Source organism: Ewingella sp. AOP9-I1-14 (genome assembly GCF_052375995.1).
In the GTDB taxonomy this organism is placed as follows: Bacteria; Pseudomonadota; Gammaproteobacteria; order Enterobacterales; family Enterobacteriaceae; genus Ewingella; species Ewingella allii.
Genome location: NZ_JBQSVA010000001.1, coordinates 1,016,681 through 1,031,661 on the forward strand (window position 1 = coordinate 1,016,681; position 14,981 = coordinate 1,031,661).

Here is a 14,981-nt window from a genome sequence, read left to right on the forward strand (position 1 = left end):
ATTGGATACTCCTATGACTGTTTCTTCTCCCGCGATCGCCCTGCGCCAGCGCGCCGTACAAGCCGCTTTAGGCAAAATTCCCTTCGACCGCTTACTGCGCAATGCGCGCGTCATCGACATGGTGACAGGAGAGATCCGCGACGCCGACGTCGGGCTAGTCGGCCATATGATCGCCAGCGTGCACCCCTGCGGCGAGTTTTTGCAGACAGAAAATGTCGATGACCTTGCCGGAGCGCTGCTCTCTCCCGGTTTTATCGACACCCACGTGCATATAGAAAGCTCCCACCTGCCGCCGGAGCGTTACGCCGAGATCGTAGTCGCTCAAGGCACTACCACGGTTTTTTGGGATCCGCATGAATTAGCCAACGTGCTCGGCGTAGACGGCGTGCGTTATGCTGTTGAATCCAGCCGTGACCTGCCTTTGCGGGTGATTTGCGCCGCGCCGTCCAGCGTGCCTTCTACTCCGGGTCTGGAAATGTCCGGGGCCGATTTCAAAGGGCGTGAAATGCAAACCATGCTGAGCTGGCCGGAAGTCGCGGGCGTGGCGGAAGTGATGGATATGCACGGCGTGCTCAACGCCAGCGATCGCATGATTGAAATCCTCGAAGCTGGCCTGAGCAGCGGCAAACTGATTGAAGGGCACGCGCGCGGCTTGAAAGGCGCCGGGCTGCAAGCCTACCTCGCCGCCGGGATCACTTCTGACCATGAGTTGACCTCCGCCGAAGACGCGCTGGAGAAACTACGGGCTGGCCTGACTCTGCAAATTCGCGGCTCGCACCCATATCTACTGCCAGAAATCGTCGCGGCACTGAAAACCCTGCCGCACCTCTCTTCGCAAATCACCCTCTGCACGGATGACGTCCCGCCCGATTTCCTGTTGGAAAAAGGCGGCCTGATCGCCCTGATTAAACTACTGATATCTCACGGCTTGCCTGCTGAAGACGTGCTGCGCATGGCGACTTTCAACGCGGCGATCCGCATGCAGCGTGCTGATTTAGGCCTGATTGCCGCCGGACGCACGGCGGATATGATTGTGTTCGACTCGCTGGAGTCGCTCAATCCTTTAGCCGTTTACGTGAGCGGGCAGAAAGTGGCGCAAGACGGCAAGCTGCTGTTCAGTCCGAAAAAAGCCACCGGCGTGACACCGCCGCGCGACACCATGCACATCTCCAGTCTGTCGGCAGGCGACTTTGTGCTGCGCATTCCCGGTCTGAAAAATGGCAAAGCTCGCCTGAGAAACATCAAAGGCGCGCGCTTCACCCAGTGGAGCGAAGTGGTGGTTAACGTGCGCGACGGCGAGGTGCAGATCCCTGACGGCTTCAGCCTGATTTGGGTCAAGCATCGCCATGGCCGCCATGACGCCACGCCGCGCATGGCGCTGCTGGAAGGCTGGGGTGAACTGCGCGGGGCCATTGCCACCTCCTACTCCCACGACTCGCATAATCTGGTGGTGCTGGGCCGAAATCCTGCGGATATGGTGCTGACAGCTAATCAGCTAATAGCTAGCGGCGGCGGCATGGCGCTGAGCCAAAATGAACAACTGCTGGCCCACGTGGCCATGCCGATTGCCGGCATGCTTTCGGATTTACCGGCAGAAGAGTTGGCGGCGCAGTTTAAAAACCTGCGAGATCTGAGTTCCAAAGTCGCCGACTGGGAGCCGCCTTATCGCGTTTTCAAAGCCATCGAAGGCACCTGTTTGGCCTGCAACGCCGGTCCCCATCTGACTGATTTAGGTCTGACCGATGGCGGGTTAAGAGAAATAGTCGACCCGATCCTCGAAATGTGGGAAGACGAGATTTAGCCGTACTGCAACACAGTGATAGCAACCGCAACATCATAAAAAACATAAAGTTTCAGGGGATTTCCAACATGAGTGACAGTTCTGTTAAACAGGCCGCTGCGCCAGCCGGAGAAAGCTGGTTACAGCGTCGTTTTAAACTACAGCAGCGCGGCACCCGAGCTAAAACTGAGTGTCTGGCGGGCATTACTGGCTTCTTAGCCGCCGCCTATTTATTGATTGTCATCCCAAGCCTGCTGGCCGCGGGCGGCATCGATAAAGGCGCGGCCACCACCGGCGTCATTATCGTTTTTGTATTGGGAAGCTTGCTGATGGCGTTCTATGCCAACCTGCCGTTTATGGTCGGGCCGGGCATCGGCGGTTCAGTGTTAGTCGGCATTACGCTGGCCGGGGACGGCATCAGCTGGCCCATCGCGCTGGGCATCGCCTGCTGGTCGGGCATCGTGTTTTTCGTAATGACGGTGCTGGGTCTGCGCGAAGTGGTTACTCGCTCCGTTCCGCAATCCATCAAGCTTGGCTTAACGGCGTCGATTGGTATTTTTGTGGCTTTATTGGGTTTCCGCAATGCCGGTTTGGTGGCCGCGACGGTGAAAACCAACGCTTTAGCCTTGGGTGACTTCACCGCGCCGGGCGCCATTATCGCCCTGCTCGGCCTGTTGGTAGCAGTCGCTCTTCAGGCGCGAAAAATCCCCGGCGCGCTGCTGTGGGCCATTCTTTTCGCTACGCTGATTGGCATTCCTTTTGGCGTCACCCACCTGCCGCAGCAGTGGTTCTCCCTGCCGCACTCCGTCGGGCCGCTGCTGGGTAAAGTCGATTTGATGGGCGCGATTAATATCGCCTTCCTGCCCTTCCTGTTTATCTTCTTCGCGTCTGAGTTTTTCTCCACCATGGGCACCACGCTGGCCGTTGGCGGCGAGGCCGGGTTGCTCGACGAGCAAGGCAACATGCCTAACATTAATCGTCCATTCGTGGTTGACTCTATTGCGGCGGCACTCGGGCCCATTGTCGGCATCCCTGCTGCAACGGCGCTGATTGAGTCCTCAGCCGCCGCCGAAGCTGGAGGCAAAACTGGCCTGACGGCGCTGACCGCGGCCTTGATGTTCCTGCTGATGCTGCTGTTTACGCCGATTGCGCTGATGATCCCCAAAGAGGCGACGGCACCGGCATTAATTCTGATTGGTTTGAACATGTTCAGCGGGCTGCGCAAAGTCGATTTGGGCAACTTTACTGATGGCCTGCCAGTTCTGATGATGGTGATGATCACCCTGATTTCAAACAGCTTCGGCACGGGGATCGCCGGTGGCCTGCTGTTCTATGTGATCATCAAAGTCGTGGCCGGGAAAGCCCGTGAAGTGCCGATTGGCCTGTATATTTTGGCGATCCCATTAGCCTATTACTTCGCCACCTTAGTCCATCACTAGCCGCAAAATAAATCTCCATAAGGGCACCTAAAACGTGCCCTTTTTTACGACGACAAAAGCACAAAATCCAAAATAGTCTTGTAGAAATCCAACATATCACCCTAAGATGAAACACCATATCTAGTCATTTATTGACATATGGAATACTACATCTTTGATTATTTACCACATGGATAGGTGATAAACATGACTCGCAACGATAAACAATCCTCACAACACGTCGCCCGCCTCGCAGCAGAAACCCTCAACAACCCCAAGGCCACCGAGCTTGAAAAAAGCCTGGCAGGCTCAGTGCTTTCGCAGACCAGCTCTAAAAACCAAACCGGTGCCGAGATGGAAGCTATTGCATCCAAAGCTTTAAAAAGTGCCTCCTCAAGCGAGGTCGCCAAAACGCTGGCCGGCTCGGTGATTGCTCAAGCCAATAAAGCGCGTTAAGACGCAAAGCTGGGCTAAGTCCCAGCTTTTTTTTGCACGACGAATTGCGCCGATTATTCAGCGATGAATTAACAAAATTGGGGGAGTAATAATAAGTGGGGAATGAGCGTAAAACGGCGAGAGCCAGAAATGGTGGAGGCCCTGCCAGCTACATCCCGGCACACACGACACCTGCCATGGCTGCTTCCTTCCGGACCTGACCGAGTTAACAAGTTAGTGTTGCGGGAGAACCAACAGGGCCCCCATTGTCGTTGTTGGCTTCGCGACTCATTGCTGAATAATCGAAGCGGTGGGCATTATCAGTGATGGCCGTGGCAATTGCAAGTTAACCGCCGACAACCGTTGTTTTCTTATACAACCACCACGGTTACGACCTTTATCCGAGACGGGTTTGCGGCATAATGGCAGTGAAACCCACAAGGAGCCCACCATGTCGGAGACCGATAACTTTCGCCACCGCGTCCTTCAGATCATTGCCGCCATCCCCTATGGTCAAGTCACCACTTATGGCAATGTTGCCCAGTTAGCAGGCTCACCGCGCGCGGCAAGGCAGGTCGGCGGCGTGCTGCGCAAATTGCCGGAAGGCAGCACTCTGCCATGGCATCGCGTCATCAATCGTCACGGCGAGATTTCCCAACAAGGGGAAGATTTTAAACGCCAGCGCCAGGCCCTGCTCGAAGAAGGCATTGTGTTCGAAGGCGGGCAGATTGATCTGGAAAAATATGGCTGGAAATGGTGAATCCTGGTCATAAAAAAACACCGCCTGGGCGGTGTTTTTCTTTTGCTCGACTGACTCGGTATTAATTAACTATTAATACATTGGCTGAGTCGGGGCTGGAGCGGGTGCTGGAGCACCTGGCGCACCTGGAGGAGTTTCAAGACCCGGTTGGTTAGGGTTGCTTTCTGGCCCTAATCCGGTTGGCTTGGTCGTCACAGGCACTGAGGCTACTGGGACTAACTGCAAGTCAGCTTTGGTACCCTGACCGCGGTTAACCACTTCTTTGATGCTATCCGTAATGAAGGCCAAATGACCATTCACCGTCACCGCCGCACTCAAGATAACGCGTGCGTTTGGCGGGACATCCTGCGGATTGTAAGGCAGGATAAAGGTAAATGGAGCCTGTTTCCCACCAGTGCGTGCCACTTTCTGCGCGATAACGCGTGAAGGCGCATCAGCCAGAGAAGCATCAGACATAGTTACCGTCAATACAGCATCAGGTGGCAAGGCCACGCGCTGTGAGATGTTAACCGTACCCGACACGTTTGGCCCGGTGATAGCTGGCCCGGATGGACTCGCCGACGTATTGGCGGGTGCTTCCTGTGCTGGTGCTGGGTGCGATGCACAACCGGCCAGTGTGAGAGACAGCGCGGTTCCACCTACAATCTGCCAAAGTTTCATTGATCGTTCTCCTTTTTATTATTCGCTTGTCGACAAGCTCAAATAAACGCCGACTATGAGTAGTGGCTTTAACCACCTTGCGCATTAATCATGGCACAAAAAACTGACCTTTTCCTGTCGCTGACCAAAATCAGCTTCTGAGCCATGCTTTTATCCACTATTATGAATGAGATACCCCATCGTTCCTGATGCTGCACATTGATTTATCAGAGTTTTCCGAGGCGGCAAAAGGCTAACTTTCATGAGGCCACCTATGAGTCAGGCACTAAAAAAATTACTGGATCTGCTAGATCTGGAAAAAATCGAAGAAGGGTTGTTTCGTGGCCAAAGTGAAGATCTTGGCTTGCGTCAGGTCTTTGGCGGGCAGGTAGTTGGGCAGGCTCTCTACGCTGCCAAGCAAACCGTGCCTAGCGACCGTGGTATTCACTCTTTCCACAGCTATTTTTTACGCCCCGGCGACAGCAGCAAGCCGATTATTTATGACGTCGAAATCCTGCGCGACGGCAACAGCTTCAGCGCCCGCCGCGTAAAAGCCGTCCAGCACGGTAAGCCGATCTTCTACATGACCGCCTCATTCCAGAGCCATGAAGAGGGCTTCGAGCATCAGAACACCATGCCGGACGTGCCGCCGCCGGAGTCCTTAATCTCCGAATCGGATATCGCCAAGAGCCTTGCTCACCTGATCCCTGAGAAAGTGCGCGACAAGTTTATCGGCCAGAAACCGATCGAAATGCGCCCGGTGAAGTTCCACAATCCGCTAAAAGGCAGTAAAGAAGAGCCACACCGCGCGGTATGGTTTAAAGCCAACGGCGAGATGCCGGATGACCTGCGCGTGCATCAGTATCTGCTGGGTTATGCCTCGGACTTCAACTTCCTGCCCACGGCTCTTCAGCCGCACGGCGTCGGCTTCCTTGAGCCGGGCATGCAAGTGGCCACCATTGACCACTCCATGTGGTTCCACCGTCCGTTCAAGCTGGACGATTGGCTGCTGTATGCCGTTGAGAGCTCTTCGGCATCGGGCGCGCGCGGCTTTGTGCGCGGGCAGTTCTACACTCGCGAAGGCGTGCTGATTGCCACCACGGTGCAGGAAGGGGTGATTCGCCAGCGCGAAATCCCTTAAGTCGGGTTGAAACTGCATCGAAAATACATAAAAAAGGGGCGATATCTCTATCGCCCCTTTTTGCTTTCATCATTATCCGTTAAGTCTTTATCAGCACGCCGGATAGGTTGTTGTGTTTGCTTTTTATTATGTTTCCTGTCGGACAGAATTTAGCGCACTACTTTCTTTGAAATCAGACGCTTAACCAATTATTGGTTGTAAGCGTTTTCGCCGTGGCTGTTTACGTCCAGACCTTCGCGCTCTTGTTCTTCAGGCACGCGTAGGCCAACCAGCACGTCTGCCACTTTGTAAGCGATGAAGGCAACCACACCAGACCAAATCAGGGTTACGCCCACGCTCAGCAGCTGGATCCACACTTGGTGACCCATGGTCACGCCTTCGGCATAACCCACGCCGCCCAGAGAGCTGGATGAGAACACGCCTGTCAGGATACAGCCCACGATGCCACACACGCCGTGAACGCCGAACACGTCACAGGTGTCATCAACGTTGAGCCAGTGTTTCAGCGTGACCACGCCCCACAGGCCAGCAACGCCGCCTACCAGACCGATAATCAATGCACCGCCAACGCCTACGGTACCGCAAGCCGGGGTGATAGCAACCAGACCCGCGATAGCACCGGAGCTTGCGCCCAGCAGTGAAGGTTTGCCGCGCACCATCCACTCAACCAGCGTCCAAGACAGGATTGCACCCGCGGTCGCCATCACAGTGTTGAGGAAGGCCAAGGCTGCGATAGAGCTTGCTGCGCTGGCAGAACCGGCGTTGAAGCCGAACCAGCCAACATACAGAATTGATGCGCCAGTGAAGACCATTGGCAGGTTGTGCGGCTTGAAGGCTTCTTTGCCGAAACCAGCACGTTTACCCACCATGTATGCACCCACCAGGCCAGCAACCGCGGCGTTGATGTGAACAACAGTACCGCCCGCGAAGTCCAGCGCGCCGTCAGCCGCCAAGAAACCGCCCGCCCAAACCATGTGTGCGATTGGCAGGTAAGAGAAGGTCAGCCAAATCACGGTGAAAATCAGTACCGCGGAGAAGCGAACGCGCTCTGCCAGTCCGCCAACCACCAGCGCCACGGTAATACAGGCGAAGGAGCATTGGAACGCAACGTGAATCAGCTGTGAGAAGGTGCCGGTAACAGAGTCAAGACCGATGCCTTTCAGCATCGCGTTGCTGAAGCCACCAAACACGGCGTTACCTTCGCTGAACGCGACGCTGTAGCCATAAAGCATCCACAGTACGCAAACCAGCGCGAAGGTCACGATGACCTGAGTCAGCATAGACAAGACGTTTTTGGAACGCAGCAAGCCGCCGTAAAACAGCGCCACGCCCGGAACCGTCATGAACAGTACCAGCGCGGTACAGATCATCATGAAGGCGTTATCTGCGCCGTTAGCCACCGCAGGTGCAGCAGCCATGGCAATCGATGGCAACAGGGCAGTTGCACCGAGCCCCATCATCGCGAGAAGTTTTTTCATTGTTAACCCACCCCGTTTCTCAAAGACTGCAAATTGTGATTTAAAGTAATAAGGCTGAAATTACAGTGCTGCTTCGTCGGTTTCGCCGGTACGGATGCGAATAACGCGTTGCAGTTCAGCAACAAAAATTTTGCCATCGCCGATCTTGCCGGTGTAGGCCGCTTTGCTAATCACGTCGATCACTTCATCAAGCTGATCGTCGGCGATCGCAATATCGATTTTTACTTTTGGCAGGAAGTTAACGCTGTACTCCGCGCCGCGATACAACTCTGCGTGTCCTTTCTGGCGGCCAAACCCTTTGACTTCCGTCACGGTTAGGCCCTGAATTCCTACAGCTGACAGTGCTTCACGCACGTCTTCCAACTTAAAAGGTTTGATCACCACAGTAACCAGCTTCATGTTGCCACTCCTCGAATTAAGAGCCTGCCGCGAGAGGACTCTCGCCGATACGCAATGGATAAAGCAAAGGCTGTGCCAGAGTTGTTTAAGAGCTGAGATCTGGCGTTTTGTGGCTTAAAGACGGGATTTCGGAATCGTCGCAGCGAGGCTGAGAGTCAAAATGGTGCAAATAGCCCAGCCTCCTGCGCACTATTTAAGTGCGCAGCGCTATTTTTCAGTGCAAGGAAAATTTGGCCTAAAGATCGCTGCATGAAGATGGTGCAACGCCAGAGTGCCGGAGTGAGAAATAAGAGGGAAGAAAAGCGCGGTGACCTGAGAGAGTCAGGCCACCGCGAGAGGCCTAGCCGTTTTCAGCGACCGGCTGCTCGTGCTGCGAAGAGGCGAGTTCCTCCCCCACCAGCTGCAACTGATACATTTGATAGTAACGGCCTTTTTCAGCTAACAGCTGGAGGTGATTGCCCTGCTCCACGGCCTGACCGCGATGCAGCACCAGGATGTTATCGGCATCTACAATGGTGGAAAGACGGTGGGCGATGACCACCAGCGTGGTCTGCTGGCGAATAGCCCGCAGCGCGCGCTGAATCGCCTGTTCCGTGCCGGAATCGATATTGGCGGTTGCCTCGTCAAGGATCAAAATTTCTGGCGCTTGCACCAGAACGCGCGCCATGGCTAACAGCTGCTTCTGCCCCACCGACAAATTGTTCCCCTGCTCGCCGAGACGGGTGTTGATACCATCCGGCATCGCGCGGATCAGCGGCGCAAGCTGCACCACTTCCAACGCGTGCCACACCTGCTCCTCATCGATGTCGCGGCCCAACGTGACGTTGGCAAAAACCGATTCCGCCAGTACCACCGGGTCCTGCTGCACCATGGCGATGCCTTTGCGCAAGCTGGTGTGGGAAAGCTCAGACAGCGGGCGACCGTCCACGCGGATCTCCCCCTGATTCACCGGATAATAGCCCATCAGCAAGTTGGCTAAAGTGCTTTTACCACTGCCGGTGTGCCCAACCAGCGCAGCAAAGCCGCGCGAAGGCACTTGCAGCGAGATATTCTCCAGCACCCATTTGTCCGGGCGATAGGCGAAGCTGACATTACGAATATCAATCTCGCCGCTGCACAGCGGCTTGTCGTCGCTGCCGTACTGCTGCTGGGTACGATCCATCAAATCAAAAATTCGCTCCCCCGCTACCACGGCTTGCTGGTAGATAGACTGCTGCGAGGTCAGCGCAATTAACGGCTCGTTTAAACGCCCAAGGTAGTTAATGAAGGCATAAAGCACGCCGACGCCAATGGTGCCTTCGGCGCTGAAGCCGAATAACAGCAGCAGGCCGCAGAGGATCAGCGACGCGAACAGGCTCAGCAGCGGGCGCAGCAGGAAGCCTTCCAGCCGCAGCGTCTGCATGCGGGCGGCATAGTGGGACTGGCTGGCATTGGCCAAACGCTGCCCAAAGCGCTTCTGCTGGCGGAACTGCTGAATCACGCCCATGCCGTTAATGACTTCGTTAAAACCGTCATTGATATCAGCCAGATAGCTACGAACGCGCCTCACTACCGGCGTGCTGTACACCTGATAGATAGCCATCACGATGAACACCGCCGGGAAGATACACGCGGCGATGGTTGCCAGCCGCCAGTCGAGGCTATACATGGCAATCAGCATGGCGCCAATCAGCGCCACGCTGCGCAGCACGGTCGACACCACGGTGACGTAGAGATCGCGGATCACCTCGGTATCGTTGGTGACGCGGGAGATCAACTGCCCCACCGGCTGAGTGTCGAAGGCGCTTAAGGGCTGGCGCAGGGCGGCGTCCATGACGTCGGTGCGCAGCCTCTGGACCACCCCCACCGCGGCGCGGTTAAACAGCAGCGCCTGATAGTAATGCAGGCCAGCGGCGAGGAATTGCAGCACGATAAAGGTGATGGCCAGCAGGCTGACCATGCCCAGCGGTAACTGGCCCTTCGCCACGTAATTATCAATAAAGTAGCTGATGAGGATCGGCCCGAGCACTTCCGCACCCGCCGCCACCCACAGCATCAGCACGGCAATCGACAGGGGCTTGCTGTAAGGCTTGCCGTAGCTCAAAAGCCTTTTGAGCGTCGGCCAGCTTTTCTGAATTTTAATCATGTTTTATGTCAACCAAACTCGGGGGTTGTTGATCCACAGGAAGGTCATCCACCGGGAGATCGTCCGCAGGAACGTCGTCCAGCGCGGCCTCCAACTGCTGATAGCGATACATTTCGCGATACCAGCCGGGCCTTGAGGAGAGCTGCTCATGGTTGCCGCGTTCGGCGACGGTGCCATTGCTGAACACCAGAATTTCGCTGGCATCCACCAGCGCCGACAGACGATGCGCGCTGATGATCACCGTGCGATCGCTGCCCCAGGTCCGCAAGTTATGCAGAATTTGGTGCTCGGTGCGGCCATCGACGGCGGAAAGCGCATCATCCAAAATCAGGATCTCAGCCTGTAACAGCAAGGCGCGAGCAATGGAGATACGCTGCTTCTGACCGCCAGACAGCATCACGCCGCGCTCGCCCACTTCCGTTTCGTAGCCCTGCGGCAGACGCAAAATATCTTCATGGACGCTGGCTAAACGCGCGGCCTCTTCAATCTCCTGCTGGGTCGCATCAGGGCGGCCCAGCGCGATGTTCTGCGCCACGGTGTCGGAGAATAAGAACGGCGTCTGGCTGACCACCGCTATGCGCCCGCGCCAGTCGTCCAGTTGGATCTCCGTCAGCGGCAGGCCGTGGAACTGAATGTCACCCTGCGTGATGTCGAACTGGCGCTGAATAAGAGCCAGCAAGGTGCTTTTGCCAGAACCCGTGGGGCCGCAGAGGCCCAGCATCTGGCCCGGCTTGAGCACAAAGTCGACGGCGTGCAGCGCTGGCTGGCTGTTTTCCGGATAGCGGAAATCGTCAATTTTCACCTCCAGCGTGCCACGCCCTTCCGGCAGAGGCGTTTTGCCATCCACCACGCTCGGCGCTTCCTGCAATAAGCTGCGAATACGGCTATAGGCGGCACTTCCGCGCTCAACGATGTTGAACATCCACGCCAGCGCCAGCATGGGCCAAATCATCAGGCCAAGGTACATCACAAAGCTGGTGAGCTGGCCCAGCGTCAGATGGTCATGCACCACCATCCAGCTGCCGCCGCCAATCGCCAGCATGTTGGCCATACCGATGGCGACATAAATCGTCGGGTCGAAACGGGCATCCACCCGCGCGACGTGCATATTCTTCACGCCGGTATCCGCGGCGACGTCGGCAAACTGCGAAGATTGGTGATTCTCAAGGCCGAAGGCTTTGATCATGCGAATACTGGTCAGGCTCTCTTGCGCCTGATCGTTGAGGGAAGAGAACGCGGCCTGCGCGGTTTTAAAGCGCTGGTGCAATTGGTCGCCATAGCGTTTGATCACAATCGCCATGATTGGCATCGGCACCAGAGAAAGCAGCGTCAGCTCCCAGCTGATTTGCGTCGCCATGACAATCAACACCGCCAGCCCCATCACCAGTGAATCTACCAGCGTCAGCACCCCTTCACCGGCGGCAAACACCACGCGGTCGACGTCATTGGTGGCGCGAGCGATCAGGTCGCCGGTGCGATGGCGCAGATAAAACGCCGGATGTTGGCGACTCAGCTGCTTGAAGAAGTTCTGGCGTAGCTCCACCGCCAGCTGATAAGAGGCGCCGAACAGCAGCACGCGCCAGACATAGCGCAGCAGGTACACCAAAACCGCCGTGCCCAGCATCAGACCCAGCCAGGCGAATAAGACGCCGGAGGTCATCTGTTTTGAGGTCACGCCATCAATGACGATTCCAACCAATTTGGGCGGCAGCAGCTGCAAAATAGCGATAATAATCAGCAATGCCACGGCCCCGAGGTAACGTCGCCACTCGCGGCGGAAATACCAACCCAGTTGAGCAAAGAGTCTCACGCAGATTTATCCATATTCTTAAGATTTTTATTATGAAGCAGCGGCAAGAATACCATCCTTAACATGCCAAACAGATGAAACTTTTTTCAAACTGGCCCTAACGCCTCGCCAGCGAAAGCGCCATGTTACAGCGGCAGCTCGGTGGTGGATTTAATCCGCTCCATCGCGAAACTCGAAGTCACGTCGATTAATCCCGGTACACCGTTTACCAGACGTTTGTAAAAGCTGTCGTAGCTTTTCATGTCGGCCACCTGCACTTGCAGCAAATAGTCATACTCTCCGGCCATGCGGTAAAAGCCCAGCACTTCGGGTAATGCTGCCACTTGATCGACAAAATGTTGGTACCAATCGCTGCTGTGGTGCTGAGTTTTTATCAGTACGAAGGCCGTGAGATCCAGCCCCAGTTTTTCGTTATCCAGCAACGCCACCCTGCCGCGAATAATACCCTCATCCTCGAGACGCTTGAGGCGTTTCCAGCAAGGCGTGGTTGTCAGGTTCACTGCCTCGGCCAGCACGTTGATGGACTGGGTGCAGTCCTGTTGCAGCATCGACAACAGCTTGCGGTCAATTTTATCTACCAAGTCGCCTCCCGAGAGAAAATCATTCTCTTTAGGTCATCATTTATGGGCTAAAGAGTAACTTATTTCTCTGCTCAATGCGTTAATCTAAGTGCCATCAACATCTCTTTGCCGACGGACTTCATAATGACCAATGCCTGGGTAAACCACGCCATAAAAGAAATCGACGCCGACTTCCAGCGCTCAGCCGATACCCACTTAATGCGCCTGAGCCTCAGCGATTTCCCCGGCATCGCGCTCTATCTGAAAGATGAAAGCACCCATCCGTCGGGCAGTCTGAAGCACCGTCTGGCGCGTTCGTTGTTTTTGTACGGGCTGTGCAACGGCTGGATCCGCGAAAATACGCCGATCATTGAAGCCTCTTCTGGCAGCACCGCCATTTCGGAAGCCTATTTTGCACGTTTACTCGGCCTACCCTTTATCGCAGTCATGCCATCCTGCACCGCACCGCGCAAAATTCAGCAAATTGAGTTCTACGGCGGGCGCTGCCACTTCGTGGAAAATTCGAGCCAGATCTACGCCGCCTCCGAGCAGTTAGCGCGTGAAATGAACGGCCACTATATGGATCAGTTCACCTACGCCGAGCGAGCCACCGACTGGCGCGGCAACAACAATATTGCCGACAGCATCTTCCGCCAGATGTCGCTGGAGCCTAATCCGGTGCCGCGTTATCTGGTGATGAGCGCCGGGACCGGCGGCACCTCCGCCACGCTGGGCCGCTATATTCGTTATCAGGGTTACGACACTGAACTGGTGGTCGTTGATCCGGAAAACTCGGTTTTCTACGACTATTACCAGCAGCGCGACCCGAGCGTCACCGCGCAGTGCAGCAGCAAAATCGAAGGAATTGGCCGACCGCGCGCCGAGCCGTCCTTCATTCCGAGCGTTATCGACAGCATGATGCGCGTGCCCGACGCCGCCAGCGTGGCGACCGTGCAATGGCTTGAGGTGGTGCTGGGGCGCAAAGTTGGCGGCTCGACCGGCACCAACGTCTGGGGCGCCCTACAATTGGCGAAACAGATGCGCGAGAAAGGCGAAACCGGCTCCATCGTCACCCTATTGTGCGACAGCGGCGAACGCTACCTGAATACCTATTTCGACCCGGAATGGGTGGCGGCAAATATCGGTGATATCAGCCACTACAGCGCCCAGCTGGCGGGAATTCGCTGAGTTTGTTCAAAAGTGAAAAGGCGACCTGAGGTCGCCTTTTTGGTATCAACGTCTTGTGAATTAGACGATTAACGCTCTTCTAACGGATAGCTGCGGAAGCTCCACAACCCCATGGTTTTCAGCGCGTCGCGGTAAATCCCCTGCTTATCCCCCTGAGAAACGCTTTGCATTTCAGCCAGCGGCTTGTCGATGGCGGCCACGGAAACATACTGAATATCGCGCGGGCCGGTTTCCCAGCTGGCGATGGTGAACAGAGCCTGCGAACGGCGCACGTGGCTACCTGAGCTGACAATCACGGCATGTTTAATGCGATGCTTAGCCAAGGCGTAACGGCTGAACAGCGCGTTTTCCACCGTCGAGCGGGCAAAGTTGTCCTGATAGATGCGTTTGCTGTCGACGCCCTTCTCCTCCAGCCACTGCGCCATCAGTTTGCCTTCGGTTTGGTGGTTCTGCGGCACACCGCCGGTGACCACGATCATCGCATCAGGCAGCTGTTTGGCGAGTTCCAGCGTTTTCTCCAGGCGCTGGATGAGGATTTTATTCATCGAGCCATCTGGGTCCAGCGCGTAACCCAGCGTAACGATTGCCGTCGGCCCGGTGAAGGATTTAGCTTCGTCAGCCGGCAGACGGTCGCGCAGCGGCATGGTAGTGACGTGGTCGATCACCGCGAACACTTTCTTCAGTTGGTCCACGCGGCCCGGATTCAGCTGCTGCAACGCGGCGAGCTGGGCGTCGGTTCCGGCAGTGTCACCTTTGAAACGATCCCACGCCGCGATGTAACTGTGGGCGTCAACGTCGTCTGGCGCGATGTCCAAAATCTGTTTATACAGGCCCAAGGCTTTATCCACATTGTTGTTATAGATGTACGCGCTGGCGGTGCTGAACAGCAGATCGGCACGGTAAGGCTCTAACTTACTGGCCTGTTGCAGCCTGTCGGCGACAATTTCCATATTGGTTGGCAGCTTGCCAGTAAAGCCAGCGTCGGACACGCGCGCCGGAGATTTAAACGCCGTCAGCGCATCTTGAATCAGAAAATCAACGGTTTGGCGTTCGGAAATATATTGTTGATAATCAGCCTGTGGCTGAACGGTATCGATGGCCCTGGCGGACACGTTGGCAGAAATCAAAAAAGCTAAAGCAAGAGCAACGCGGGTTACTCGTGGAGTAGTGATCATTATTTTATCCTTAAAAGGTTAACTACCTGTCTGGACTATAAATAAAAGCGAAAATAAGAAAAAGACGCGTGGC

At 55.7% G+C, this 14,981-nt stretch carries 13 protein-coding genes and 1 other RNA gene; 6 read left to right on the forward strand and 8 right to left on the reverse strand.

The features are described from left to right. The first annotated feature begins 13 nt into the window (after positions 1-13). The 3 genes from ACT3RT_RS04705 to ACT3RT_RS04715 all read left to right on the forward strand — a co-directional run bounded on the left by ACT3RT_RS04705 (position 14) and on the right by ACT3RT_RS04715 (position 3,654). Positions 14-1,801, forward strand: a complete 1,788-nt coding sequence (locus ACT3RT_RS04705) for an adenine deaminase (protein WP_496202574.1) — start codon at positions 14-16, stop codon at positions 1,799-1,801. A 68-nt stretch (positions 1,802-1,869) separates the two neighbouring features. After that, positions 1,870-3,219 (forward strand): NCS2 family permease, encoded by a 1,350-nt coding sequence (locus tag ACT3RT_RS04710; RefSeq protein ID WP_353503057.1) that lies wholly within the window; start codon positions 1,870-1,872, stop codon positions 3,217-3,219. Positions 3,220-3,405: 186 nt separating this feature from the next. Then, complete coding sequence (locus tag ACT3RT_RS04715; protein ID WP_496202575.1) at positions 3,406-3,654, forward strand: hypothetical protein; 249 nt, start codon at positions 3,406-3,408, stop codon at positions 3,652-3,654. A 139-nt stretch (positions 3,655-3,793) separates the two neighbouring features. Here ACT3RT_RS04715 and ffs read toward each other — a convergent pair. Then, positions 3,794-3,890, reverse strand: an RNA gene (gene ffs, locus ACT3RT_RS04720) — signal recognition particle sRNA small type. Positions 3,891-4,084: 194 nt separating this feature from the next. Here ffs and ACT3RT_RS04725 point away from each other — a divergent pair. Then, positions 4,085-4,393, forward strand: coding sequence for an MGMT family protein (locus tag ACT3RT_RS04725; protein ID WP_353503059.1), 309 nt, complete (start codon positions 4,085-4,087; stop codon positions 4,391-4,393). Positions 4,394-4,465: 72 nt separating this feature from the next. Here the strand turns inward: ACT3RT_RS04725 and ACT3RT_RS04730 are convergent, their stop codons facing one another. Then, complete coding sequence (locus ACT3RT_RS04730; RefSeq protein WP_353503060.1) at positions 4,466-5,053, reverse strand: YbaY family lipoprotein; 588 nt, start codon at positions 5,051-5,053, stop codon at positions 4,466-4,468. A gap of 253 nt (positions 5,054-5,306) precedes the next feature. On the opposite strand from ACT3RT_RS04730, the gene tesB reads away from it, so the two are divergent. After that, positions 5,307-6,173 carry an acyl-CoA thioesterase II gene (tesB, locus tag ACT3RT_RS04735; protein WP_485903578.1) on the forward strand — a complete coding sequence of 289 codons (867 nt, stop codon included), beginning with the start codon at positions 5,307-5,309 and terminating at the stop codon, positions 6,171-6,173. Between the two features lie 188 nt (positions 6,174-6,361). Here the strand turns inward: tesB and amtB are convergent, their stop codons facing one another. From amtB to ACT3RT_RS04760, 5 genes are all read right to left on the reverse strand, one after another. Then, positions 6,362-7,651 carry an ammonium transporter AmtB gene (gene amtB / locus ACT3RT_RS04740; RefSeq protein ID WP_185689410.1) on the reverse strand — a complete coding sequence of 430 codons (1,290 nt, stop codon included), beginning with the start codon at positions 7,649-7,651 and terminating at the stop codon, positions 6,362-6,364. Positions 7,652-7,711: 60 nt separating this feature from the next. Further along, positions 7,712-8,050, reverse strand: a complete 339-nt coding sequence (gene glnK / locus ACT3RT_RS04745) for a P-II family nitrogen regulator (RefSeq protein ID WP_009639071.1) — start codon at positions 8,048-8,050, stop codon at positions 7,712-7,714. Between the two features lie 340 nt (positions 8,051-8,390). Continuing rightward, a complete protein-coding gene (locus ACT3RT_RS04750) occupies positions 8,391-10,175 on the reverse strand; it encodes a SmdB family multidrug efflux ABC transporter permease/ATP-binding protein (RefSeq protein ID WP_353503062.1) in 1,785 nt (594 codons plus the stop codon). Continuing rightward, positions 10,168-11,985, reverse strand: a complete 1,818-nt coding sequence (locus ACT3RT_RS04755; protein WP_496202576.1) for a SmdA family multidrug ABC transporter permease/ATP-binding protein — start codon at positions 11,983-11,985, stop codon at positions 10,168-10,170. The genes ACT3RT_RS04750 and ACT3RT_RS04755 overlap by 8 nt, the downstream gene beginning before the upstream one ends. A 125-nt stretch (positions 11,986-12,110) precedes the next feature. Further along, positions 12,111-12,566, reverse strand: coding sequence for an Lrp/AsnC family transcriptional regulator (locus tag ACT3RT_RS04760; protein ID WP_034792362.1), 456 nt, complete (start codon positions 12,564-12,566; stop codon positions 12,111-12,113). Positions 12,567-12,689: 123 nt separating this feature from the next. Between ACT3RT_RS04760 and ACT3RT_RS04765 the strand changes: the two genes are divergently transcribed. After that, positions 12,690-13,733: a PLP-dependent cysteine synthase family protein gene (locus tag ACT3RT_RS04765; RefSeq protein ID WP_034792364.1), complete on the forward strand. Its 1,044-nt coding sequence runs from the start codon at positions 12,690-12,692 to the stop codon at positions 13,731-13,733. 68 nt (positions 13,734-13,801) lie between these two features. On the opposite strand, the gene ACT3RT_RS04770 is transcribed toward ACT3RT_RS04765, so the two are convergent. Beyond that, entirely contained in the window at positions 13,802-14,908 is a 1,107-nt protein-coding gene (locus ACT3RT_RS04770; protein ID WP_496202577.1) for an ElyC/SanA/YdcF family protein, read from the reverse strand. Positions 14,909-14,981 lie beyond the last annotated feature (73 nt).